Source organism: Muricoccus pecuniae, from assembly GCF_014199205.1.
Classification (GTDB): domain Bacteria; phylum Pseudomonadota; class Alphaproteobacteria; order Acetobacterales; family Acetobacteraceae; genus Roseomonas; species Roseomonas pecuniae.
This window is the reverse complement of record NZ_JACIJD010000002.1, coordinates 47,500-68,372: the sequence shown is the minus strand read 5'-3', so window position 1 is coordinate 68,372 and position 20,873 is coordinate 47,500. Positions and strand designations below refer to the sequence as shown.

The 20,873-nt window shown below is 73.2% G+C and carries 17 protein-coding genes; 1 reads left to right on the top strand and 16 read right to left on the bottom strand.

Going from position 1 to position 20,873, the window contains the following annotated elements:
- Nucleotides 1–59: 59 nt before the first annotated feature.
- The 15 genes from FHS87_RS02255 to FHS87_RS02185 all read right to left on the bottom strand — a co-directional run bounded on the left by FHS87_RS02255 (nt 60) and on the right by FHS87_RS02185 (nt 17,243).
- Entirely contained in the window at nt 60–1,262 is a 1,203-nt protein-coding gene (locus FHS87_RS02255) for an FAD-dependent oxidoreductase (RefSeq protein WP_184513464.1), read from the bottom strand.
- 13 nt (nt 1,263–1,275) lie between these two features.
- The gene (locus FHS87_RS02250; RefSeq protein WP_184513462.1) at nt 1,276–2,892 is read right to left on the bottom strand and encodes a squalene/phytoene synthase family protein; all 1,617 of its coding nucleotides are present in this window, start codon (nt 2,890–2,892) and stop codon (nt 1,276–1,278) included.
- A 10-nt stretch (nt 2,893–2,902) separates the two neighbouring features.
- Entirely contained in the window at nt 2,903–3,994 is a 1,092-nt protein-coding gene (locus FHS87_RS02245; protein WP_184513460.1) for a glycosyltransferase, read from the bottom strand.
- A gap of 47 nt (nt 3,995–4,041) precedes the next feature.
- Nucleotides 4,042–4,836 carry a lysophospholipid acyltransferase family protein gene (locus FHS87_RS02240; RefSeq protein ID WP_184513458.1) on the bottom strand — a complete coding sequence of 265 codons (795 nt, stop codon included), beginning with the start codon at nt 4,834–4,836 and terminating at the stop codon, nt 4,042–4,044.
- A gap of 5 nt (nt 4,837–4,841) precedes the next feature.
- Nucleotides 4,842–6,440: a phytoene desaturase family protein gene (locus tag FHS87_RS02235; protein ID WP_184513456.1), complete on the bottom strand. Its 1,599-nt coding sequence runs from the start codon at nt 6,438–6,440 to the stop codon at nt 4,842–4,844.
- A gap of 2 nt (nt 6,441–6,442) precedes the next feature.
- Nucleotides 6,443–7,990, bottom strand: coding sequence for a phytoene desaturase family protein (crtI, locus tag FHS87_RS02230; RefSeq protein WP_184514045.1), 1,548 nt, complete (start codon nt 7,988–7,990; stop codon nt 6,443–6,445).
- Nucleotides 7,991–8,091: 101 nt separating this feature from the next.
- Entirely contained in the window at nt 8,092–9,675 is a 1,584-nt protein-coding gene (locus tag FHS87_RS02225) for an acyl-CoA dehydrogenase family protein (RefSeq protein WP_184513454.1), read from the bottom strand.
- On the bottom strand, nt 9,672–10,805 hold the full coding sequence (locus tag FHS87_RS02220; RefSeq protein ID WP_184513452.1) for an FAD-dependent oxidoreductase: 1,134 nt from the start codon (nt 10,803–10,805) through the stop codon (nt 9,672–9,674). Before FHS87_RS02220 ends, FHS87_RS02225 begins: the two co-directional genes overlap by 4 nt.
- A 52-nt stretch (nt 10,806–10,857) precedes the next feature.
- A complete protein-coding gene (locus FHS87_RS23600) occupies nt 10,858–11,853 on the bottom strand; it encodes a DUF3140 domain-containing protein (protein WP_184513450.1) in 996 nt (331 codons plus the stop codon).
- Nucleotides 11,850–12,662, bottom strand: a complete 813-nt coding sequence (locus FHS87_RS23345) for a hypothetical protein (RefSeq protein WP_221299435.1) — start codon at nt 12,660–12,662, stop codon at nt 11,850–11,852. The genes FHS87_RS23600 and FHS87_RS23345 overlap by 4 nt, the downstream gene beginning before the upstream one ends.
- A 61-nt stretch (nt 12,663–12,723) precedes the next feature.
- On the bottom strand, nt 12,724–13,563 hold the full coding sequence (locus tag FHS87_RS02205) for an aldose epimerase family protein (RefSeq protein ID WP_184513448.1): 840 nt from the start codon (nt 13,561–13,563) through the stop codon (nt 12,724–12,726).
- A gap of 4 nt (nt 13,564–13,567) precedes the next feature.
- Complete coding sequence (locus FHS87_RS02200; protein ID WP_184513446.1) at nt 13,568–14,410, bottom strand: NAD-dependent epimerase/dehydratase family protein; 843 nt, start codon at nt 14,408–14,410, stop codon at nt 13,568–13,570.
- 7 nt (nt 14,411–14,417) lie between these two features.
- Entirely contained in the window at nt 14,418–15,698 is a 1,281-nt protein-coding gene (locus tag FHS87_RS02195; protein ID WP_184513444.1) for a TRAP transporter large permease, read from the bottom strand.
- A 22-nt stretch (nt 15,699–15,720) separates the two neighbouring features.
- Nucleotides 15,721–16,254 (bottom strand): TRAP transporter small permease, encoded by a 534-nt coding sequence (locus FHS87_RS02190; RefSeq protein ID WP_184513443.1) that lies wholly within the window; start codon nt 16,252–16,254, stop codon nt 15,721–15,723.
- A gap of 2 nt (nt 16,255–16,256) precedes the next feature.
- The gene (locus FHS87_RS02185) at nt 16,257–17,243 is read right to left on the bottom strand and encodes a TRAP transporter substrate-binding protein (RefSeq protein WP_184513441.1); all 987 of its coding nucleotides are present in this window, start codon (nt 17,241–17,243) and stop codon (nt 16,257–16,259) included.
- Between the two features lie 152 nt (nt 17,244–17,395).
- Between FHS87_RS02185 and FHS87_RS02180 the strand changes: the two genes are divergently transcribed.
- Nucleotides 17,396–18,745 carry an amidase gene (locus FHS87_RS02180; protein ID WP_184513438.1) on the top strand — a complete coding sequence of 450 codons (1,350 nt, stop codon included), beginning with the start codon at nt 17,396–17,398 and terminating at the stop codon, nt 18,743–18,745.
- Nucleotides 18,746–18,764: 19 nt separating this feature from the next.
- Here FHS87_RS02180 and FHS87_RS02175 read toward each other — a convergent pair whose 3' ends face one another.
- Nucleotides 18,765–20,726: an alpha/beta hydrolase domain-containing protein gene (locus tag FHS87_RS02175; protein WP_221299432.1), complete on the bottom strand. Its 1,962-nt coding sequence runs from the start codon at nt 20,724–20,726 to the stop codon at nt 18,765–18,767.
- Nucleotides 20,727–20,873 lie beyond the last annotated feature (147 nt).

The window sequence follows — 20,873 nt, the reverse complement described above, 5'->3', positions numbered from 1 at the left end:
CGCGCGACCGCCCGGAGCCTCCGCTTCACGATCCCGTAGACCGTCCCTCGCCCCGGCGGCTACCGCTCCAGCGCCCGCGCGGCGCGGCGGCCGGAGCGCACGGCGGCGTCCAGTGTCGCGGGCAGGACGGGCTCCATCCAGTCCCCGGCCAGGGCCAAGTTCGGCAGGGCCAGCACGGGCGGAGGCGGCGGATCGCCGGGGCGGTGCCGCGGCGTCGCGCGGCGCTCCTTCACCGCGCGGCAGGGGGGCGGCTCCTCGGGCCACTCGCCCGGGAGGCCGAAGGCGGCGGCGAGGGCGCGGATCTCGCCCCAGGCACGAGGGGCGAGGTCGGGCGTGGCCTCCCGCGCTTCGGCATCGGCGGCGCTGACCGTAACGGCGACCGTGCCGGGCCGCACCAGCACCCACTGGCACAACCCGCCGAGCAGCCCGAGGAAGCGCACGGGGCCGGGCGTGGCGTGGGTGAAGTGGAGGTTCAGGATCGGCGCGTGCTCCGCCGGCGCGCGGAGGTCCGGCAGCAGCCGCGCCGCCTCCCAGGGCGGCAGGGCGAGGACCGCCCGGTCCCGCGGCGCGAGCGCCACCACCTCCTCCCCGAAATCGAGGGCCGAGAGGCGCCCGCCCTCGATCCCGAGGGACCGGAGCCGTGCGCCGTGGCGCACCGCCCCGCCGCGCGCGCGGATGGCGGCGAGGGCGGGCTCCACCAGATCCGGCCCGAGCCCGCGCCGCGCCACCAGCAGCCGCGCGGCCCCGGGCGCCCCGACCCGGCGCAGCACGGCGGCGAGGCGGCGGGAGGAGGCCTCCCCCACCGGGGTGTTCAGGGCGGCGATGACCAGCGGCTCGACGAAGCCGCGCAGGAAGGCGGGATGGGCGGAGAGGGCCGGGCCGACCGCCCGGTCCCCAGGCCCGGCGAGGCGTGCGAGCGCCAGCAAGGCGCGCGGGGTCAGCCCATCAGGCCGGTTCGCGGCGCGCGCCCAGCCGAGGGGGGAGAGCGCGATTCGCCGGGCACGGCCATCGGCGAGGTCCAGCACCGGCAGCCCCTCCGGCTCCGGCTCCACCCAGTGCTCCAGCGCGCCGATGCCGCGCAGGAAGTCCAGCGCGGCGCGGTTGGCGCCGAGCAACGCGTGGGTGCCGTTGTCCGTGCCATCGGGCAGGGCCCGCGCCCGCCCGCCCGCCGAGGCGGCGGCCTCGTGCACCACCACGGGGCCGCGGACCGCCAGCGCCGCGGCGAGGCCGGCCAGGCCGGCACCGATCACATGCGTGGTCATGGCCTGGAGCCGGTCACCAACCCAGCGCCATGGCGGCGAGGCGGAGCTTCTCCGCCGGGCCCAGCCGGGGCCGCAGGCGCGGGGGATGGAAGCCGCGGGCGGCGAGGCGCTCCAGGATGCGGCGATAGGCCCACATCATCACCCGCGCGGGGCGGAGCGGCCTCGCATCCGCCCCCGCCAGCGCCGCCTCGGCCGCGGCGAAGCCGTCCTCGGCGCGGGCGAGGAGGCGGTGGCAGGCCTCGTAGAGATCGGGCCGGGAGAGGAGCGTGGCGGCATCCGCATCTGGCCCGAGCCAGGAAAGGGGGATGTAGACGCGGTCCCTCGCCGCATCCTCGTCGATGTCGCGCAGGATGTTGACGAGTTGGAGCGTGCGTCCCAGGGCGAGGCCGAAATCCTCCGCCTCCGGCGCGCCGAAGATCCGCACGGAGAGGGCGCCGACGCTACCGGCGACGCGGCGGCAGTAGAGGTCCAGCGCCGCTTCGTCGGGGAGGCGGAGGCGGGCGGTGGAATCCGTCTCCATCCCCGCGATCATCGCCTCGCACTCCGACTTCGGCAGGTCGAAACCGGCGCGGGCGCGGGCCAGCTCGCGGGAGACGGCGCAGTCCGGCTCGTCCAGCTTCGCGCGCCACTCCATGAGGAAGGCGCGCTTCTCCGCCTCCGGCGCGGCGCCGTCGGCGATGTCGTCCACGGCGCGGCAGAAAGCGTAGACGGCGTAGAGGGCGCGGCGCCGCTCCCCGCGCAGGCTCGCCATCCCCTTGGAGAAGGAGGAGCCGGCGCGAACCACGCGGGCGCGGACGAGAGCGGCGTCCGAGGGGCCGTTGCCCGGCGCGGCGGCGAGGGCGGCGAGGAAATCGGCCTTGGTCAGCGCCACCCGCCCCGCCATGGGATCGGCGGCGCGCAACCGCGCCAGCAGGCGCCGGGCGCAGCCGATGGTGGTGGCGGACTGGAAGGCGAGGCGGCGGCTCCGCAACAGGCGCGGCAGGGCGGCCGCCACGTCCAGCAGCGTGTCCGTGCGATCCAGCAAGGCGTCCAGCACGGCGCGGCGGGGGCCGGGCCGGGTGAAGACCGCCTCCTCGCCCCCTGCCTCGTCCATCCAGGAGCGCGGGATGTAGACCCGGCCGATCGTCTCGCGGTCCACGCCCATGTCCTGGATGTGGTTCAGGATCTGGAGCGAGGTGCAGAGCGCGTCGGCGGCGCGGATCGCCGCGGGGTCGTCGTCCCCGTGGATGCGGAGGAGGAAGCGCCCCACGGGATCGGCGGAATGGGCGCAGTAGTCGGCCAGCGCCTCCCAGTCGGCGCAGCCCTCGCTGCGGGAATCGCGGCGGAAGGCGATGAGCATCTTCCGCGCCTCCTCCACCCCCGCCCCGCTCTCCCGCAGCGCCGCCGCCTCCGGCACACCTTCCGGACCGGGGGGAGCCCCGTCCAGCGCCGCCTCGATCACGTCCAGGCGGCGGAGCTTCTCGGCGGGGTCGAGATCGGGCGCGTCCGCGATGTCGTCCGCCAGCCGCACCACGCGGTAGAAGGCGAGGACCAGGCCGCGGATCGCGGGCGCTAGCAGGCGCGAGGCGACGGGGAAATTCTCGGAATCCGGCCCGCGCGTCGCGGGGCCGGCGGCAATGCTGGCGCTCATCTCGCCCCGCTTATGCCCCATCCGCCGCGGAGTAGGCGCGGCCTTTCCACCCGGCCGGGCGGCCGAGGGCCGAGCGGGCGAGGGCTGTCCACTGGATGGCGAGGGCGACGGCGACGGTGGCGGGGTGCAGGGGAATGGTCCAGCTCGGCTCCCGCGCGCGCCAGGTGATGGCGGCCCGGGTCAGGTAGGTGAGGACGAGGGCGGCGGCGGCCAGCGGAGCCGGCAGCAGCAGCCAGGGCAGAAGATGGCCGCCCGCGAGCAGGACTGTCCAGACCGGCAGGCCGAGCGGCGTCGCCATCCCCTCCCGCGCGTTCTTCAGGAAGCCGTTCCAGGACTCCCGGAAGCCCGAATACATGCGGCAATCCGCGAGCGGCGCGCCGTTCACCACCTCCGTCCGGTGCCCGCCGGCGCGCAGGTTGCGGGCGAGGGCGAGCCCGTCATGCAGCCGCTGGCGGAAGGCGGCGTGGCCGCCCACGGCCTCATAGGCCCCGCGCTCGACGAGGATGAGCTGGCCGCAGGCCGCCGCCATGGCGGGATGCCCGGTGAAGGCCCGCCCGGCCCCGGGGAGGTAGCCCATCATCAGCAGGTTGATGGCGGGAACCGTCAGCCCCTCCCCCAGTGTGCCGATCCGCTGGCGGGGCACGCCGGTGACGAGGGCGATGCCGCCGGCCTGGGCATGGCCCGCCATCCGCGCGGCCGCATCGGGGGCGAGGCGGACATCGGCGTCGATGAAGAGAAGGTGGGTGCCGCGGGCGGCCTCGGCGAGGCGGGCGCAGGCATGGACCTTCCCGGTCCAGCCCGGCGGCAGGGGCGGGGCGCGCAGCAGGCGCAGGCGAGGATCGAGGGCGGCGCGGGCGGAGACGATCTCGGGCGTGGCGTCGCGGGAGGCGTCGTCCATCACCAGCACCTCCACCTCCACCCCCGTGCTGGCCAGGGCAGCGTCGAGGCAGTCGGCAATGTTGGCGGCCTCGTCCCGCGCGGGGATGAGGATGGAGACAAGGGTATCCGGCGCGGGCTCCCCCCCTGCCCTGCCGAGCAGGATCAGGTTCGCGGCCGCCATGCTGGCGGGAAAGGCGGCGAGCGCCAGGGAGAGGGCATCCATCACCGGCGTCGTGCCCCTTCGCGTTTCCTCGTTCTCAAGCCCTTGTCCTAGCCGGATTTGGTGCCGTGCGCGTGGCGCGGCTCGAAGCGCCGGCCGCGGGCCCAGGCGGCGGCGCGGCGCCAGAGGTCGTAGATGCCGCCCATGCCCTGCGCGCCCTCGGCGATAATGGCGAAGCGGGAGGGGTCGCGGAGAACCGCCTCCTCCGCCAGCCGGTCCATCGTGGCGGTCAGCGCCTCCCCGATCCGGGCCTCCCGCGCCTCGCGGTCGAGCGCCAGGAGGTCGCCGGCCGGGATCGGCTCGCCGAAGGCGGCGAGCATCTCCGGGCGCCGCTCGGTCCAGAAGACGTAGTCGAGGGCGAGGGGAAGGACCACCGCCTCCGGCGCCATCTCCACGAGCCGGGTCACGCCGGGGGCGATGGCCACCGGGCGCTCCCGCACGTCCTGGAAGCGGCCGGGGGCGTTCATCCAGAGCATCGTCCGGCGCGCGCCCAGCACCTCCTTCGCGGTGCGGAGGAAGGCGACGGCCCCGCGCGGCCCCGGCTCGATCCCGAAGACGCCGAGGCGGCGCATGAAGCGGTACTTCGCCAGCGCCGCCGCCTCCATCGGGATGAAGACCTGGCGCCCGGGGAAGAGGCGAGCGGCGAGGAGCATGAAGGCCACCCCGTCCCACCAGGAGGGATGGTTGGCCAGCACGATCAGCGGCCTTCCCGCCTCCTCCCGCGGCATGCCCCAGGGGGGGATGCGCAGCGCGCCCATGTGGCGGCGGAAGAAGCGGGTGAAGACGAGGTGGAAGAAGGCGAAGAGCCGCGCGTCCCGGAGCGCGAGCGGGGACGCCTCCGCCATGGCGGCTACTCCGCCGCCTGGGGCAGGGGGGCGTCCCGCGTGCCGGCGAGGCGCGCGGCCTCGCTCATGCCCCGGCCGCCCATGTCTTGGTCCATCGCGTCGGCCGCGATCCAGCCGGACATCATCACCATCGGCATGCCCGGCCCGGGATGCGCGGCGCCGCCGGCGAGGTAGAGCCCCTTCACCGCCTTCGAACGGTTGCCCGGCTTGAAGGCGCCCGTCCAGGCTCCGTGGGAGGCCAGGCCGTAGATGGCGCCGTCCAGCACCTTGTAACGGTCGTGGATATCCTGGGGCGTGAGGGCGCGCTCGACGACGATGCGCTCCTCGATGTCCTCCATCCCTGCCGTGCGCTTCAGCTTGTCGAGGATCGTCTGGCGATAGGCCGGGAACATTTTCGACCAGTCCTGGCCGGGGCGCAGGTGCGGCGTGTGGACGAGGACGTAGAGCGCCTCCCCGCCATCCGGCGCCACGGTCGGATCGGTGGCCGAGGGGGCGGCGAGATAGGCGGTGGGATCGGGCGCGGGAATGCCCTTCTTGTAGATCGCGTCGAACTCCTCCTCCGCGTCGCGGGAGAAGACGAAGTCGTGATGCGCGACGTGGTCGTAGCGCTTGTTCAGCCCGAGATAGAGCACGACGCCGGAGCAGGCGGGCTCGAAGCCTTTCTTCTCGTACTTCCGGCCCGTCTTGCCCCCCACCAGCTCCTTGTAGGTGCGGATGGCGTCCATGTTGGAGATGACGGCGTCGAAGGGGATCGTCTGCCCCTTCGCCACCACGCCCGCCACGCGCGTGCCGCCCTCGCGGAGGTCGAGGCCCGTGACCTCCGTGCCCGGGCGCAGCTCGGCGCCGAGGGATTCGGCCAGCTTGGCCAACCCCTCCGCCACCGCGCGCGTGCCGCCGACGGGGTACCAGATCCCCTCGCTCGCCTGCATGTCGCCGATGCTACACAGCACGGCGGGGGCGAGGTAGGGGGAGGAGCCGACATACTGGCAGTAATGGTCCAGCATCTGGGCGAGGCGCGCATCCGGCACATGGCCGCGGATCACCTTCGCCACGCGCTTGCCCATGCCGAGCGCCATCACGTCCTTCAGCGTGTCGGCGCGCATGTTGGCGCGGAAGTCGATCGTGTCGCCGATTCCCTCCACGGACTTCCAGAAGAAGAAGCCCTCGGAAATGCGGTGCAGGTTCTCCGACATGCGCTGGAATTCGCGGTAGCCGGCGCCGTTGCCCGGCGCGAACTCATCCATGTCGCGCGCCATCGCCTCCACGTTCTCGCGGAGGTCGATGCGCGTGCCGTCCTCGAAGAAGCAGCGCCACTGCGGGTCGAGGCGGATCAGCGGCAGGTCGCGCGCCTGCTCGCGCCCGGCCTCGGCGAAGATGCGGCGCAGCACGCGGGGGACAGTGAGGATCGTCGGCCCCATGTCGAAGCGGAAGCTGCCGCCGTTGCGCCCGCCCGGCTCGTGCGGCGCGTCGAGATGCAGCACCGCCGCCTTGCCGCCGAGCCACTCGTTCTTGTCGAAGAGCGTGACCTGATGGCCGCGGGCCTGGGCGACGCAGGCAGCGGCGAGGCCGCCGAGACCGCCGCCGATGATCGCAACCTTGGACATCGTCAGATCCTCGTGGAGACGGGCGCGCGCCCGAGGTCGCGCAGCAGGAGGTTGGCGCTGATCCGCGCGCCCTCGTAGATCACGGGCAGGCCGGAGCCGGGATGCGTGCCGCCACCGACGAGGTAGAGGCCCTGCGTGTCGCCGAAGCGGTTGCCTGGACGGAACATCAGCATCTGCCGGAGATCATGCGCCAGGTTGAAGGTGGCGCCATAACCCACGGCAAATTCGTCGCGCCAGTCGCGCGGCGTGACCACCCTCTCGAAGCGGATGCGGGATTCGATGTCGGGCACGCCCAGGGTGCGCAGCCGGTCGAGCGCGAGCCTGCGGTAGCGCGCGGTGTCCGCCTCGCTCCACTCGTGCCCGTGCGTCAGGTTCGGCACGGGGACCAGCAGGTAGAGGCTGGAATGGCCGGGAGGCGCCATGGTCGGGTCGGTGACGACGGGATTGTGCAGGTAGAGCGAGGGCACGTCAGGCACCGTGCCGTCCTCGATCTCCTTGATGTTCCGCTGGTAGTCCTCGGAGAGGAGGATGCTGTGGTGGGCGAGGTCCGGGAAGGTTCCCTCCACGCCGAGATAGAGCATGAAGGTGGAGCAGGAGTAGCGCGCGCGCCCGATCTTGCGATCGGACCACTTGCGGCGGATCGCATCGGGCACGAGGCGCGGCATGGCATGGGCGAAGTCGGCGTTCATTACCACGGCCTCGGCGTCGAGGCGGCGCCCGCCGGCCTCCACCCCCGTCGCGCGGTTGCCGTCGAAGTGGATGCGCTCGGCCGGCGTCTCGAAGCGGAACTCCACGCCGAGATCGGCCGCCACCCGCGCCATGGCCGAGGCCACGCTGCCGCAGCCGCCGCGGGGATGGAACACGCCGTGCTCGTATTCGAGGAAGGAGAGGATGGTGAAGAGGCTGGGGCAGCGGAACGGACTCATCCCCAGGTATTTCGACTGGAAGGAGAAGGCGAGCCGCGTCCGGGGGTCGCGGAAGAAGCGGCGCAGGTCGGCATCGACCGAGCGGCCGGGCTTCAGCAGGGGCAGGGCGCGCAGCATGTCCGCCCCCATCACGTCGGCCGCGCGGGTGAAGGCGCGCTCCAGCACGGGGCGGAAGGCGGCGAGCTTGCGGCGGTTCTCCTCCATGAAGGGCCGCACGCCGGCGGCGTCGCGCGGGTCGATCTTCGCGACCTCCGCCTCCATCCGCGCGAGGTCGGGCGTCGCGTCCAGCGTGACGTGGCCGGCGGCATTCTCGAAGACCAGGCGGTACTGGGGGTCGAGGCGGATCAGCTCCACCTCGTCCTCCAGCCGGGTGCCGCACTCGGCGAAGATCTCGCCGAGAATGCGGGGATAGAGGAAGAAGGTGGGGCCGAGGTCGAAGCGGTAGCCGCCCTCCCCTTCCACCGTGCGGCTGCGGCCGCCGATGACCCGGTCCTTCTCCAGCACCGTCACGCGCAGCCCCCGCGCGGCCAGCAGCATGGCGGAGGCGAGTCCACCGGGACCGGCCCCGATGACGACGGCATGCGGCCGTTCGGGGCGCAAGGCGGGGCGGCTCAGGGCGTTCACACGGACTCCGGCAGCAGGGGGCGCGCAGGATGTTTGGGCGGATGGGGAACGCGCAAGGTGTTCATCGCACCGCAATCCCCGGATGGCGAAGGCGTGAAAGCTCAGGCAGGCGCCATGGCCTCCAGCAGCCGGGCCGTGGCGCGCGGCAGGAGCCGGCGCAGGAAGAAGCCGGCCTCCCGCGCAAGGCCGGGCTCCGCGGCGGCAGCGCGGGCGAGCCAGGCACCACCCAGCACCCATCCCGCGGCGTCGAGGAAGGGCGCCGCGGCGGCCCCGACCTGATCGGGCCCGGCCTCGGCGAGGTAGCGCGCCGTGTCGGCCAGGGCGCGGGCGGGGGTTTTCAGCACGGGGTCGGCAGCGGCCGCCTCGTCCAGCAGGGCGAGGAAGGCGGGGAGGTCGCGCGGCAGCTTGCGGGCCACGAGGTCCATGGCCTGGATGCCGTTCGTGCCCTCGTAGATCGGGGCGATGCGCGCGTCCCGCCAGATCTGGGCGGCGCCCGTCTCCTCCACGTAGCCGGCGCCGCCATGGACCTGGATGCCGAGCCCGGCCACCTCCACGCCGCGGTCGGTGCACCAGGCCTTGGCGATGGGGGTGAGGAGCGAGAGGCGCGTCTCCGCCCCCTCATCCCCGGCCCTCGCGCGGTCCAGGGACACGGCGCAGTCCAGCGCGAGGAGCCGGGCGGCGGCCGTCACCGCGCGCATCTCCCCCAGCATGCGGGCGACATCGGGGTGCTCGGCGATCGGGCGGCCGGACTGGACGCGGGTAGCGGCATAGGCCTCGGCCAGCGCCGTCGCGCGGGCGCACTGGCCCACGCCCTCCACCCCCACGGCGAGGCGGGCGGCGTTCATCATGGCGAACATGGCGGGCAGGCCGCGATGCGGCTCCCCCACCAGCTCGGCCTCGGCCTCCTCGAAGACCATGGTGCAGGTGGGCGAGGCGTGGATCCCCGGCTTGTGCTCGATCCCGCCGCAGCGAACGCCGTTGCGCCGCCCGTCCGGCAGGATCTTCGGGCAGGCGAAGAGGGAGATGCCGCGCGAGCCCGCCGGCGCGTCCGGCAGGCGGGCGAGGACGAGGTGGAGCGTGTTCTCCGCCAGCTCGTTCTCGCCCCAGGTGATGTAGATCTTGCTGCCGGTGATGCGGAACGCCCCCTGCCCGTCCGGCACGGCCCGGGTGCGGACGGCGGAGAGGTCGCTCCCCGCCTGCGGCTCGGTGAGGCACATCGTGCCGTTCCAGCTGGCGGCGATCAGGGGCGGCAGGAAGCGCGCGGCCTGGTCCGGGCTGGCATGGTGGGAGAGCAGCTCGACCGCGCCGGCCGTCAGCATGGGCATGAGCGCGAAGGCCATGTCGGCGGAGCTGGCCAGCTCGAAGACGGCGGCCCAGAGGGCGTGGGGCAGGCCTTGGCCGCCATGCTCCGCCGGGGCGGCAACGCCCTGCCAGCCGGCCTCCTGCCAGTCCTTCAGCAGGGCGGCATAGGCGGCCGGCGTGCGGACGCGCCCGTTCTCCAGCCGGCAGCCCTGGCGGTCCGCCTCCATCCGCCCGGGAGCGATGCGCTCCTCCGCGAAGCGCGCGGCCTCGTCGAGGATGGCGGCGATGTCCTCCTCCGCCAGCGGCGTGCCGAGGCGGGCGGAGAGCCCGGGCAGATCGTGCAGCCGGTTGAGGGCGAAGGTGAGGGATTCGGCGGCGTTCATGCGGCGACGTCCTGCTCTCTCGCTTCCCCCGCCGCCCAGCGCGGCAGGGCGGCCATGCGGGCGGGATCGGCCAGCGCCGCAGCCACGGCGCGGCCGAGCAGCGGGCCGAACTTGAAACCGTGGCCGGAGAAGCCGCTCATGACCACGCAGCGCTCCGACAGGGGCTCGACCACGAAGCGCTCCTCCGGCTCCACGTCGTAGTAGCAGGCGCGCGCCTCCAGCACGCGGTAGGACGCCGCGTCGCGCAAGCGGGGCATCGCGAGCGCGAGGATGCCGTCCCGCTCCTCCGCCGTGGCGGGGCGCGGGTCGTCCGGGTCGCCGGCGAGGGAGAAGCGGTGGTCGCCGATCTTCAGCCCGGTGCCAGCGACGGGCGGCACGGCGTAGAAGCCGCCATCCTCCGAGAGGTCCAGGATCATGGGCGCGGCGGCCCAGGCCTCCCGCTGCGCGGGCGGCGGATCGAGATAGACGACGATCTGGCGGGAGGGCGTGACGCGCGCGGCGAGGCCGGGGACCAGACGCGGCGCCCAGGGCCCGGCCGCGACGACGAGCCGCCCGGCCTCCAGCACCCGGCCGTCCGAGAGGGTGAGGCGGGCACGGGCGGGATCGATCCCCGTGGCGCGCGCGCTGACGAAGCACGTGCCGCGCGCCTCAAGATGGCGCGCGAGGGCGGCGACGATGCGCCGGGCCATCAGCACGCCGCCGCGCGGGGTGCGGAAGGCATCGGACAGTCCGTCAGGATTCAGCCAGGGGTAAAGGTTCGCGAGGCGCCCGGGCGCGAGGTCCTCCACGGCGTGGTCGTCGCCGCGCAGCGAGCGGCGGCTGGCGGCGATCCAGCCCGCATCGGAAGCGGCGCCGGCCGCCAGGGCGAGCACGCCCGTCTCGGCATAGGGGCGCTCGCCGAGCGCGTCGAATAGGGCGTCCCAGGCCGAATAGGCCCTCTCGACCATGCGCATGTAACCGAGGGAGGCGCCGTAGGCGTGGCGGATGAGGCGGTGGTCGTCCACCGACGAGCCGCGCGGGTTGGGAACCGGATCGCCCTCGATCACCGTGACGCGGTAGCCGGCCGCGTCGAGCGCGAAGGCGGTCGAGAGGCCCATGATCCCGGCCCCGAGGATGAGCGCGTCCTCCATGAGGGCATCCTGCGCCATGGAGGAGGCGGGTGGAACCCGCCGCGCCGCCGTGTCAGCGACGCGGCGTTCCAGATGTGGGGCGGCGGGCGGAGGGTGCCTTGTGGGCCGACGAGGACCGCGGGGCGGGTTTGGCGGCGGCTGTGCGGCCACCCGCTCCCTTCGCGGGGGCTGCCGCATCCTTGGCCTTGCGGGCCGGAGCCTTCGCGGGGGCCTTGCGGGCCGGAGCCTTCGCAGGGGCCTTACGGACCGGGGCCTTCGTGGTGGCCTTGCTGGCCGGGGCCTTCGCTGGGGCCTTGCGGGCCGTCGCGGACTTGGCGGCAGGCCTGGCCGCGGCAGGACGGCCCTTGGCCTTGCCGGGAGCCGCCGGCTTGCCCGTCCCCGCCGCCTTGCGTGCCGCCGTTCCGGCCGCGCCGCTCTTCGCTGCGCGGCGACCGGAGGAGGCAGCGCCGCCGCGCCCGGCAGCCCCCGCCGGCTCCTTCCCGGGTGCCTTGCGCGCCGCCGCGGGCTCCGCCACCGAGCGCGCGGACGGGGCCGCCGGCTTGCGTGCCGCCGTTCCGGCAGGCTTGCGCCCGGTTCTCGCGACCGCCTTGCGCGGGGCCGGCTCCGGCGCCTCGCGAGCCGTCCGCCGCGTCACCGTCGCGCGTGCCGCCCCCGTCCCGCGCGCCGGGGCAGGCGCGCGCCTGGCGCGGGCCGGCTTCGCGGGGGCGGCGTCCTTCAGGGGATCATGGCCCCAGTTCATCAGGCTGTAGCGCCAGCGCGTGTGCTCGACATCGCCTTCGGGCCGCTGGGCGAGATGGCGGTGCACGTAGCCCACCACCTTCCGCATATGCGCCAGATCCTCCTCAGAGGGATCCGAGAGCCCGGCCTCGAGCAGCCGCACGATATGCACCCCGCTCTCATGCCCAATGGACTCGTGCTCGCCCTCCGGCGTGATGCCGACCGAGCGGCTCTCCTCGGTGCCGAGCCACTCCTTGAGCGCCGAGGCGGACATATTCACCGCCTCGCGGAAAGCGCCGAGGATCTCCCGGGGGTCGTCCGTCTCCGTCATGGGCGCTTCGTCCTCGGCGAGGCAGGGCGCGTGCCGCGCGCGGCCGGGGTGGAGGAGGAACGGCGTGCCGCAGGCTTCGCGGCCGCCGGCTTCTTCGTGGCTGCCTTCCTCGTGGCCGGCTTCGCGCCGGTTCCGGCGGCCGGCGCCGCCCGTCGGGCTGGCGCTGCCTTGCGCCCGGCCGGTGCCGCGGCGGGCTTGCGCGCGGCGGCGGACTTGGCGGGCGCCTTGGCCGCCGGGGATGCCTTGCGGGCCGGGGACGCCTTGGCCGCGGCGGCGCGCCGGGGCGGCGCCTTACGCGCGGTCGTCGAGGCCGTGCGCGATGTCTTCGTCTTCGCCGCCCCGCGCGCGCGGGGCGGCGCGGCAGGCTCCTTCTGAGTCTTGCCCGCGCGACTGGCAGGCGCGGAACGGCCGGTGTCCCGCGCCTTCGCCGTCTTGCGCGCCACATCCGCCGGCTGGCGGGAGAACTGCTCGCCCTTGGCCGTGTCGCGCCGCTTGCTGGCCGTGGTGCGGGCGTACTCCTCGTCGCTCAACGACTCCCGCGCCTTGCGGGGGAGATAGCGCTCGCCGGTGTCCTTGCTCTTGCGGCCGGACTTGGTGCCCCACTCCTCCTTCTCCCACTGGACGAGGTGGTTGTCCTCCTTCTTGCCACCCTCGTAGCCCCCGCCCGCCTTCTTGTACTCCTGCACGGCGAGCTGCGCCTTGCGCGCCGACCACTCGCCGGCGTCGCCGCCCTTGGTGCCGCGCATGACGCGCGCCTTCACCTTGTCCCAGAGCTTCGGGTCGGTCCTCTTCGCCGTGCCGGACGCCATGCCGCGATCCTCCGTGAGATCGCTGACGAACGCCGCGCGAATCCCCAGGGTTTCGGCAGCGTCACATCCCCGCGCGCAGCACCGCGCGGCCCGTGATCGACTCGCCACGCGCGAGGCGACGCATCGCGCCGAAGCGCGCGAGCTGCGGCCGGTTCGCCGCGTCCGGCACGTGGCTCACCGGCTCGGCGCAGAGAATGGTGGCGCCGCGAGGGGCGAAGACCTGGATGTTGCGGGACCACGCCTCCTCGCCGATCAGGGTGAAGGGCATATCGCCGAGTTGCAGGCGCGCGTTGCCGTCCCATCCGACGAAATGCGTGTCGAGGCCACCGAAGACCTCCTCCCCGCCGTCGAGGCCGTCCGAAGGAGCGCAGCCGGTGGGCAGGTTGCGCGCGTCGCGGGTCAGCGTGCCGCCCGCACGGAAGGACAGGCGCGTGCCGGGCGGGCGCGTGAAGAACGGATGCCAGCCCGTGCCGAACGGCGTGCCCTCCGCCCCGGTGTTGGTGACGGCGAGCGCGATGGAGAAGGTCTCGCCCAGCGCCACCTCGACGCGCGCCTCGTAGCAGTAGGGTCCGTCGGCAATGGATTGCGCCAGCACGGCGCGCCCGGGCGACACCTCCTCGATGCGCCAGGGATGCTCGCGCGAGAGGCCGTGCAGCGCGGTCGCCTCGGCGACGCGGTTGCAGGGGAAGTGGTGGACACCGCCGGGATAGGGCAGCCGGCCCCGGTCGAGCCGGTTGGTCCAGGGCAGCATGAGAAAGGCGCCGGCCCAGCTGTTGTTGGGATCGGCGCCTTCGGGAAGCGGATGCAGCACGTCCCGGCCATCATGCGCGAGGCGGGCCAGGGCGCCGCCCTGCGCGGGCAGGAGGGCGGCGCTCCAGGCGCCGCCCGCGATCTCCAGCACGGGATCAGTCCAGCGCGAAAGCGTCCTTCGGCGAGGGCTTGTCGCGGGTGTAGTCCATCGCGGTGTAGCCGCCGCCCTGGTAGCGCTCCGTCACCGGGTCGCCGGAGACCTTGCTGCCGACCTTGTCGCTGAAGGTATCGGCCGTGTCCTCCGGCTCCCAGCCGATGCGGTCGCGGTGGTCCTTGCCCCAGTAGGTCGCGGGGTTCTTCGACGCGCCCCAGACCACGGCGTGGCCGATGCGCGGCGCCTCCAGGAACCTCTCCATCAGCCGGGCGAGATCGGCGTAGGAGAGCCAGGTGGAGAGCATCCGCCGGTCCACCGGCTCGGGGAAGGAGGAGCCGATGCGGAGGTTGAGATTCTCCACCCCATGCTTGTCCCAGTAGAGGCGGCCCATCAGCTCGCCATAGGCCTTGGAGAGCCCGTAGAAGCTGTCGGGGCGGAATGCGCAGTCGGCATCCAGCAGCTCGCCATTCCCCTCGGGCCGCTCGTGGAAGCCGATGGCGTGGTTGCTGCTGGCGAAGAGCACGCGTGCCTTCTCGCGCCGGGCTGCCTCGTAGACGTGGTAGAGGCCGCGGAGATTCGGGCCGAGCACCACCTCGAACGGGTGCTCGGTGCTGATGCCGCCATAATGCAGGATCGCCTGGCAGCCCTCGGCGAGGCGCAGCATCGTCACGCCGTCGTTCAGGTCGGCCCGCGTGAAGCTCGCCCCCTCCGGCACGGTGTCCGGGAAGGGGGAGATGTCGGTCAGGCGAAGCATGTAGCCGGCCTTCGCCAGGGCGGGCGCGAGGGCCCGCCCGAGGTTGCCGGACGCCCCGGTGAGCAGGACGGGGCGGGTCTTGTCGGTCATCAGAGCCTCAGCGGAAGACGGAAGGGAGCCAGAGCGAGACCCAGGGAACATAGGTCACGATCAGCAGGACGATGAAGCTGGCGAGGTAGAAGGGCGCGCTGGTCCTGGTCGCCTCCCACATCGAGACCTTGCCCACGGCGCAGGCCACGAAGAGCAGCGGGCCGACGGGCGGGGTGATCAGCCCGATGCCGAGGTTCAGGATCAGCACGATGCCGAACTGCACGGGATCCATCCCGGCGGCGACCGCCACGGGCAGGAAGACCGGGGTGCCGATCATGATCAGCGGCGCCATGTCCATGAAGGTGCCGAGCACCAGCAGGGCGACGTTGATCAGCAGCAGCATCATCAGCGGGTCGGAGGTGATGCTCTTCATGAAGGCGACCGTGGTGGCCGGCACCTGCATCAGCGCCATTAGCCAGCCGAAGGCCGAGGCGGTGCCGATGATGAGCAGCACCATGCCCGTGGTGCGGCAGGCGCCCAGCACCGCCTCCCGGAAGCCCTCCCAGCTCAGGCTGCGATAGACCAGCCCGATCACCAGCAGCGCGTAGAGCACGGCCACGCAGGCGCTCTCGGTCGCGGTGAAGATGCCCGAGCGCACGCCGGCGAAGATGATGACGATCAGCATCAGGCCGGGAAGCGCGGCCACCAGCAGCCGCAGCAGCACGACGAAGCCGGGGAACTTCTCCCGCGGATAGCCGCGGCGCACCGCGACCAGCCAGGCGGCGAACATGATGGCGAACATCAGCAACGCGCCGGGGATGAGCCCGGCGGTGAAGAGATCGGCCACCGAGATCGCGCCGCCGGCGGCGATGACGTAGAGGATCATGTTGTGGCTGGGCGGGATCAGCAGGTCGATCAGCGCCGCATTGGCCGTGACGTTCACCGCGTAGTCCGGCGCGTAGCCGCGCGCGCGCATCTGCGGGATCATCACGCCGCCGACCGCCGAGGCGTCGGCCACCGCCGAGCCCGAGACGCCGCCGAACAGCGTGGCGGCCACCACGTTCACCTGCCCCAGCCCGCCGCGCAGGTGGCCGACCATGGCGGAGGCGAGCGCCACCAGCCGGTCCGCGATCTGGCCGCGCATCATGAGGTCGCCGGCGAAGACGAAGAAGGGGATGGCCAGCATGGAGAAGATGTTCATGCCGGAGACGATCTGCTGGAACACGACCACCGCGGGCAGGTCCATCCAGAGAACGGTGACGAAGGCGGCGATGCCGAGCGCGAACGCGACCGGCGTGCCGATCAGCAGCAGCAGCGTGAAGCTGCCGAGCAGGACGGCGATGTCCATGATGGGGGCCTCTGCGGCGCGCTCAGGCGTCGGTCAGGATGGGGTGGGGATGCTGGTCGGCCGGAGCGAGGTGGCCGGCCGCATGGGCGAGGAGCCGCTCGATCCCGAAAAGGGTGATGAGCACGCCGCCGAGCATGAGCGGGACGTATTCCACCGCGCCGTTCAGCCCGATCGTGGGGAGGGTGGTGTCGGCGACCTCCAGCGCCAGCTCGCCGGTGAACCAGGCCATGCCGATGCCAAAGGCGGTGATGCAGAGGTCCGAGATCACGTCGAAGATGCGGCCGATGGCGGCCGGCAGCACGGACTTCAGCGTGTCGAAGCCCATGTGGAAGCCCTCGCGCACGCCAACCGCCGCCGCGCCCATGATCATCCAGCCCATCAGCAGCAGCGCGGCCGATTCCGCCCAGGCGGGCGTGTCGTTGAGGACGAACCGGCCGAAGACGGCATAGGCCACGATGACCGTCATCGCGATGAGGGCGATGCCCGAGACGAAGAGCGCGACGCGGCAGATGGCGTCGAGCGCGGCCGAGAGGCCGCGCTGCGCGTTGTGGACCATGATCAGGCTGTTTCCCGGATGCGCGACACGATGCCCTTCATCCGCGCGTCCTTCACGAACTGGTCGTAGACCGGGCCCATGTTCCGCTCGAAGGGCTCCTTGTTCATCGTGTTGATCTGGGCCCCGGCGGCGATCACCGCGGCCTTCGCCTCGTTGCTGCGGGCCTGCCAGAGGCGGCGCATCTCGGGCACGCTGTCCTTCGCGGCCTGGCGCAGGAGGTCCTGCAGCTCCTTCGGCAGGCGGTCATAGGATCGCTTGGCCATGACCAGCAGCTCCGGCGCCATGGAGTGCTCGGAGACGGAGTAGAACTTCGCCACCTCGAAGTGCCGGAAGGATTGGTAGGACGGGTAGTTGTTCTCGGCCCCGTCCACCACGCCCGTCTGCAGGGCGGAATAGACCTCGCCCGTCGGCAGCGGCGTCGCGTTCGCGCCGAAGGCGCGCATCATCGCCACCCACATGTCGCTGGGCTGCACGCGGATCTTCAGCCCGCGCAGGTCGCCCGGCTCGTTGATGGCCTTGGCGCGGGTGTAGAAGCTGCGCGCGCCGCTGTCGTAATAGGCCAGCGGGATCAGGTTGTGCCGCATCAGGCCGGAGGCGATGTCGTCGCCGATCGCGCCGTCCAGCACGCGGTGCATGTGGTCCTCGCTGCGGAACAGGAAGGGCAGGCCGGGGATCACGGTCGCCGGCTCCAGCGAGTTCAGGCTGGCCGAGTTCACGCGGTTGAGGTCGATCACGCCGAAGCGCGTCTGCTCCAGCGTGTCCTTCTCCTCGCCGAGCTGGCGGGAGCCGAAGACCTGGACGCGCACGCGGCCGCCCGACTTCTCCTCGATCTGCTTGCTCATGAACTTGACGGCCTCGACGGTCGGGTAGCCGTCGGGATGCACGTCGGCGGAGCGCAGGGTGATCGTCTGCGCCTTCGCCGGATTGGCGATGAAGGGCGCCGCGAGCGCGCCGAGCAGCACGGCCCGGCGGGGGGCATGGATGGTCATGGACAGTCTCCCGGTGTTCAGGGGGGTTCTTCCCTATGGGGGGAACCGCTGCCGGCCGCCCCTCTAGTTGTCATACAAGTTGCTTCGGCCGGTGCGTCCCTGTCAACGGCGCTCGCATTGCGGTCGCGTCATCCACGCCGCATCCTCGGGGCATGATGACCATCGAGGACGCGGCCCGCGCATTGGCGGCCGGCGAGACAGGCTCCGAACAGCTCGTCGAGGAGGCGCTCTCCCGAATCGCGGACCCCGGGGGAGAGGGCTCGCGCGCCTTCGTCGCGGTGCAGACGGAGGAAGCGCGGGCGGCGGCCCGCGCGATGGACCTGCTGCGCGGGGCGGGGCGGGCCCCCAGCCCCTATGCCGGCATCCCGATCAGCATCAAGGACCTGTTCGACCAGGCCGGGGTGGTGACGGCGGCGGGCTCCCTCGCCCGGCGGAACGAGACGCCGGCCACCGCTACCGCCCCCGCCATCGCGCGGCTGGAGCGCGCGGGCTTCGTGGTGCTGGGCCGCACGAACATGGTCGAGTTTGCCTTCTCCGGCACCGGGCTGAACCCCCATCACGGCACGCCTCGCGCGCCCTACGACCGCTCCACGGGGCGCGTGCCGGGCGGCTCCTCCTCCGGTGCCGCCGTGGCCGTGGCGGACGGGATGGGCTTCGGGGCGATCGGCTCGGATACCGGCGGGTCCTGCCGCGTGCCGGCCGCGCTCTGCGGCATCACGGGCTTCAAGCCGACCGCGCGCCGCGTGCCGACGGCCGGGGCCTTCCCGCTCTCCACCACGCTGGACAGCATCGGGCCGCTGGCCCCGAGCGCCGCCTGCTGCGCGGTGCTGGACGCGGTGATGGCCGGGGAGGAGGGGGCGGCCCCGCCCTCCCCCATGCCGCTGGAAGGGCTGCGCCTCGGCCTGCCCAGCGCCACCTACCTCTTCGACGGGCTGGCGCCGGCGGTCATCGCCGCCTTCGACATCGCCCTGCGGCGCCTGGAGGCGGCGGGGGCGAAGCTGATCGACGTCGCCCTGCCCGAACTCGCCGAGATCCCCGCGGCCAATGCCACGGGCGGCTTCGCGGCCTCGGAGGCCTGGGCGCTGCACCGGGAGCTGATCGGCCGCTCGCGCGAGCTCTACGACCCCATGATCCTCGCGCGCATCGAGCGCGGCTCCTCCATGACGGCGGCGGAGCTGATCGCCCTGATGAGCGAGAGGGCGCGGATCATCGCCGCCATCGCCCCCCGCACGGCACCCTTCGACGCGATCGTCGCCCCCACCTGCCCCCTGACCCCGCCCTCCATCGCGGAGTTGGAGGCGGTGGAGGATTTCAACCGCGTCAACCTCCTGCTGCTGCGGAACACGGCCGTGGGCAACTTCCTCGACCGCTGCTCCATCAGCCTGCCCTGCCATGCGGAGGGAGAGGCGCCGGTCGGGCTGATGCTCACGGGCGAGCACGGGGGCGACCGGCGGCTGCTCGCTGTCGCCCGCGCGGTGGAGGGGGCGCTCCGGGCGGGCTGAGATCGGCGCGGAGAGGGGCTCAGCGCAGCCGCGCCAGCCTTCCCTCCCCCGCCGCGCGGATCGCCTCCTCGGCATCGGCGGGCAGGAGCAGGCGCTCGGACACCAGCCGCTCCGTCGCGGCCCTCACCGCGGAGAGGTAGGCCTCGTTGCTCGGATAGAGCTCCTCCAGCGAGGGGCGCGGGTCGCGCGCGGCCTCGCGCTCCGCCCTCGTCGCGGCGAAGGGCACGACTCCGCCCACCTGCGTGCAGATCTCCTGCGGTCCCTCGGCCCCGGCCTGGGCGTTCCAGCCGACATAGGTGGCGCGCGGCGCCTCGATGAGCGGCAGGCGGATGCCGGCGATCGCGTTCCCGTCCAGCCCCGCGCGCGGCACGAAGAGGGGGTAGCTGCCGCGGACCTCGGGCAGCGGCGCGGCCTGCTCGATCAGGTCGGCGCGAACGAGCTGCCCGCGATAGGGCAGGCCGGGAATGGCAGGATAGGCCTGGGCGGCCGGCACGAGCGTGCCATGCGCGCGCATGGGGAAGCGGCTCGCCGGCGGCTCGGTGCCCACCCGCAGCCAAGCTTCCATCGCCACGAGCAGCGCGCGCAGGGCCGGTCCGCCATTGATGGGATTGAGTGGCATCACGCAGGCAGCGCTTGGCCGGGAGACGGCATTCGGGGGATTCCCGTGCGGCGCGCCGGAGAGAAGATAGATCCTGACATCCGGCGGGAGGTCAAGGTGGTTCCCCCTGGTGTCGGTCACGAGCAGGCTGGCCTGGGATCCCCAGAACTCGAACTCGGAATCGAGGTGGATGATCTTCGGGCAGGTGTTGTTCAGCCGGCAGCGCAGGAGGATGCCGTCCCGCTTGCCGCTGAGACCGTCCTCCAGCACGGGATAGGTGAAGGGAAAGGCGAGCACGGGGTAGAGCCGGTCGTATTGCGGGCCGGGATTGCGCCCGGGCTGCGCGAAGCGGGCGTTGGTGAAGCTGCGGCGGGCGCCGGGGATGATCGGCAGCACCCCCTCGAAGACGATCCGGCCGGCCTCGTCCTCGTTCATCCCGAAATAGAGCAGGTCGCGGAGGGCGCGCCCGGACTGGGAGATGCCGAGGCCCACCGCCCGGTCGATGCCGGTCCGTCCCCCGGCGGCCAGGGGGTTCGCCGGGCCGGTCTCGCGCCGGAGGAAGGAGGTGACGTCCCGCATGGCGGCCAGCCCCATGCCGGAAAGGCGGGGATCGCGGGCGGTGTAGGTGATCTCGTAGAGCGCGCCCGGGGCGACACCGGAGAGGCGGTCGATCTCCACCGTGGTGTCGTCGACGAAGCGCAGGGCGAGGCCCTCGGGCGTCATCCGTTCCAGGTCGGTGCGGTCGCGCAGGGTGATCCGGGCGGAGCCGCGCTCGGCGGCGGGATAGGAAAGGGTCACCCGCTTCGGCGTGGCCGTGTCGGTGAAGGTGAACTCCTCCCGCGAGGGGCCGGTGATGCCCGCGGCGGTCGGCACCTCGATCCGCAGCAGGTCGGGGCCTGCCGGGGTGTCGAATTGCCAGCCCGCCCAGACAAGGGTGTATCCCCGCTCCAGCAGGAAGCCGTTGCCCGCATCCTCCGGCGCCGCGAGGCGGAGCGCGCCGCCGGCCTCCGCATCCTGCGCCCAGGCGGGCAGGAGCTTGCGGCCGCGATTCACGACCTCGAAGAGAAGGGTGCCGCTGGGGCAGGCGGGCCGGAGGATGACGACATCGGTCGTCGCCTCCACCCGGCCCCCGGCGTTGCGGGGCGCGCGATCGATATCGGCGATGACGGCGTTGCGCGGATCGGCGGGGTCGAGCGCGATTGTCGCGCGGGCCGTTATCTTCTCCGCCGCGCCGCAGCCGCCGAAGGTTCGGCCACCCAGGGCCGCCCCGTCCCGCGAGACCACCTCGAAGCGCGTCACCTCCGACCGGGCGGGGGCAGGCTGAAGGGTGAGCGCAAGGGTAACGGCCAGAGGCGCGAGCGCGCCCGAGATCCGGTATCGCATCGTGGAATCCCTCCCGGGCCGGCATCGTGGCCGGCCATCGGGAGGAGGGTGCGCGGACGCTGGGCGCGCCGCAACCTCCCCGCGGCAGGGATCGGCGCCCAGAAGAGGATACCCGCGGCGGGACGCGCCGCGGGGGAAGGACGGGCG

Bases quoted from the DNA above. Each gene is read 5' to 3' on its own strand.
- FHS87_RS02240 (WP_184513458.1), bottom strand. From the start codon at position 4,836: ATGGCGGAGGCGTCCCCGCTCGCGCTCCGGGACGCGCGGCTCTTCGCC.
- FHS87_RS02175 (WP_221299432.1), bottom strand. From the start codon at position 20,726: ATGCGATACCGGATCTCGGGCGCGCTCGCGCCTCTGGCCGTTACCCTT.
- FHS87_RS02225 (WP_184513454.1), bottom strand. From the start codon at position 9,675: ATGAACGCCGCCGAATCCCTCACCTTCGCCCTCAACCGGCTGCACGAT.
- FHS87_RS02190 (WP_184513443.1), bottom strand. From the start codon at position 16,254: ATGGTCCACAACGCGCAGCGCGGCCTCTCGGCCGCGCTCGACGCCATC.
- FHS87_RS23600 (WP_184513450.1), bottom strand. From the start codon at position 11,853: ATGACGGAGACGGACGACCCCCGGGAGATCCTCGGCGCTTTCCGCGAG.
- FHS87_RS02235 (WP_184513456.1), bottom strand. From the start codon at position 6,440: ATGTCCAAGGTTGCGATCATCGGCGGCGGTCTCGGCGGCCTCGCCGCT.
- FHS87_RS02180 (WP_184513438.1), top strand. From the start codon at position 17,396: ATGATGACCATCGAGGACGCGGCCCGCGCATTGGCGGCCGGCGAGACA.
- FHS87_RS02255 (WP_184513464.1), bottom strand. From the start codon at position 1,262: ATGACCACGCATGTGATCGGTGCCGGCCTGGCCGGCCTCGCCGCGGCG.
- FHS87_RS02250 (WP_184513462.1), bottom strand. From the start codon at position 2,892: ATGAGCGCCAGCATTGCCGCCGGCCCCGCGACGCGCGGGCCGGATTCC.
- FHS87_RS02200 (WP_184513446.1), bottom strand. From the start codon at position 14,410: ATGACCGACAAGACCCGCCCCGTCCTGCTCACCGGGGCGTCCGGCAAC.
- FHS87_RS02195 (WP_184513444.1), bottom strand. From the start codon at position 15,698: ATGGACATCGCCGTCCTGCTCGGCAGCTTCACGCTGCTGCTGCTGATC.
- FHS87_RS02185 (WP_184513441.1), bottom strand. From the start codon at position 17,243: ATGACCATCCATGCCCCCCGCCGGGCCGTGCTGCTCGGCGCGCTCGCG.
- FHS87_RS02245 (WP_184513460.1), bottom strand. From the start codon at position 3,994: ATGGATGCCCTCTCCCTGGCGCTCGCCGCCTTTCCCGCCAGCATGGCG.
- FHS87_RS23345 (WP_221299435.1), bottom strand. From the start codon at position 12,662: ATGGCGTCCGGCACGGCGAAGAGGACCGACCCGAAGCTCTGGGACAAG.
- FHS87_RS02220 (WP_184513452.1), bottom strand. From the start codon at position 10,805: ATGGAGGACGCGCTCATCCTCGGGGCCGGGATCATGGGCCTCTCGACC.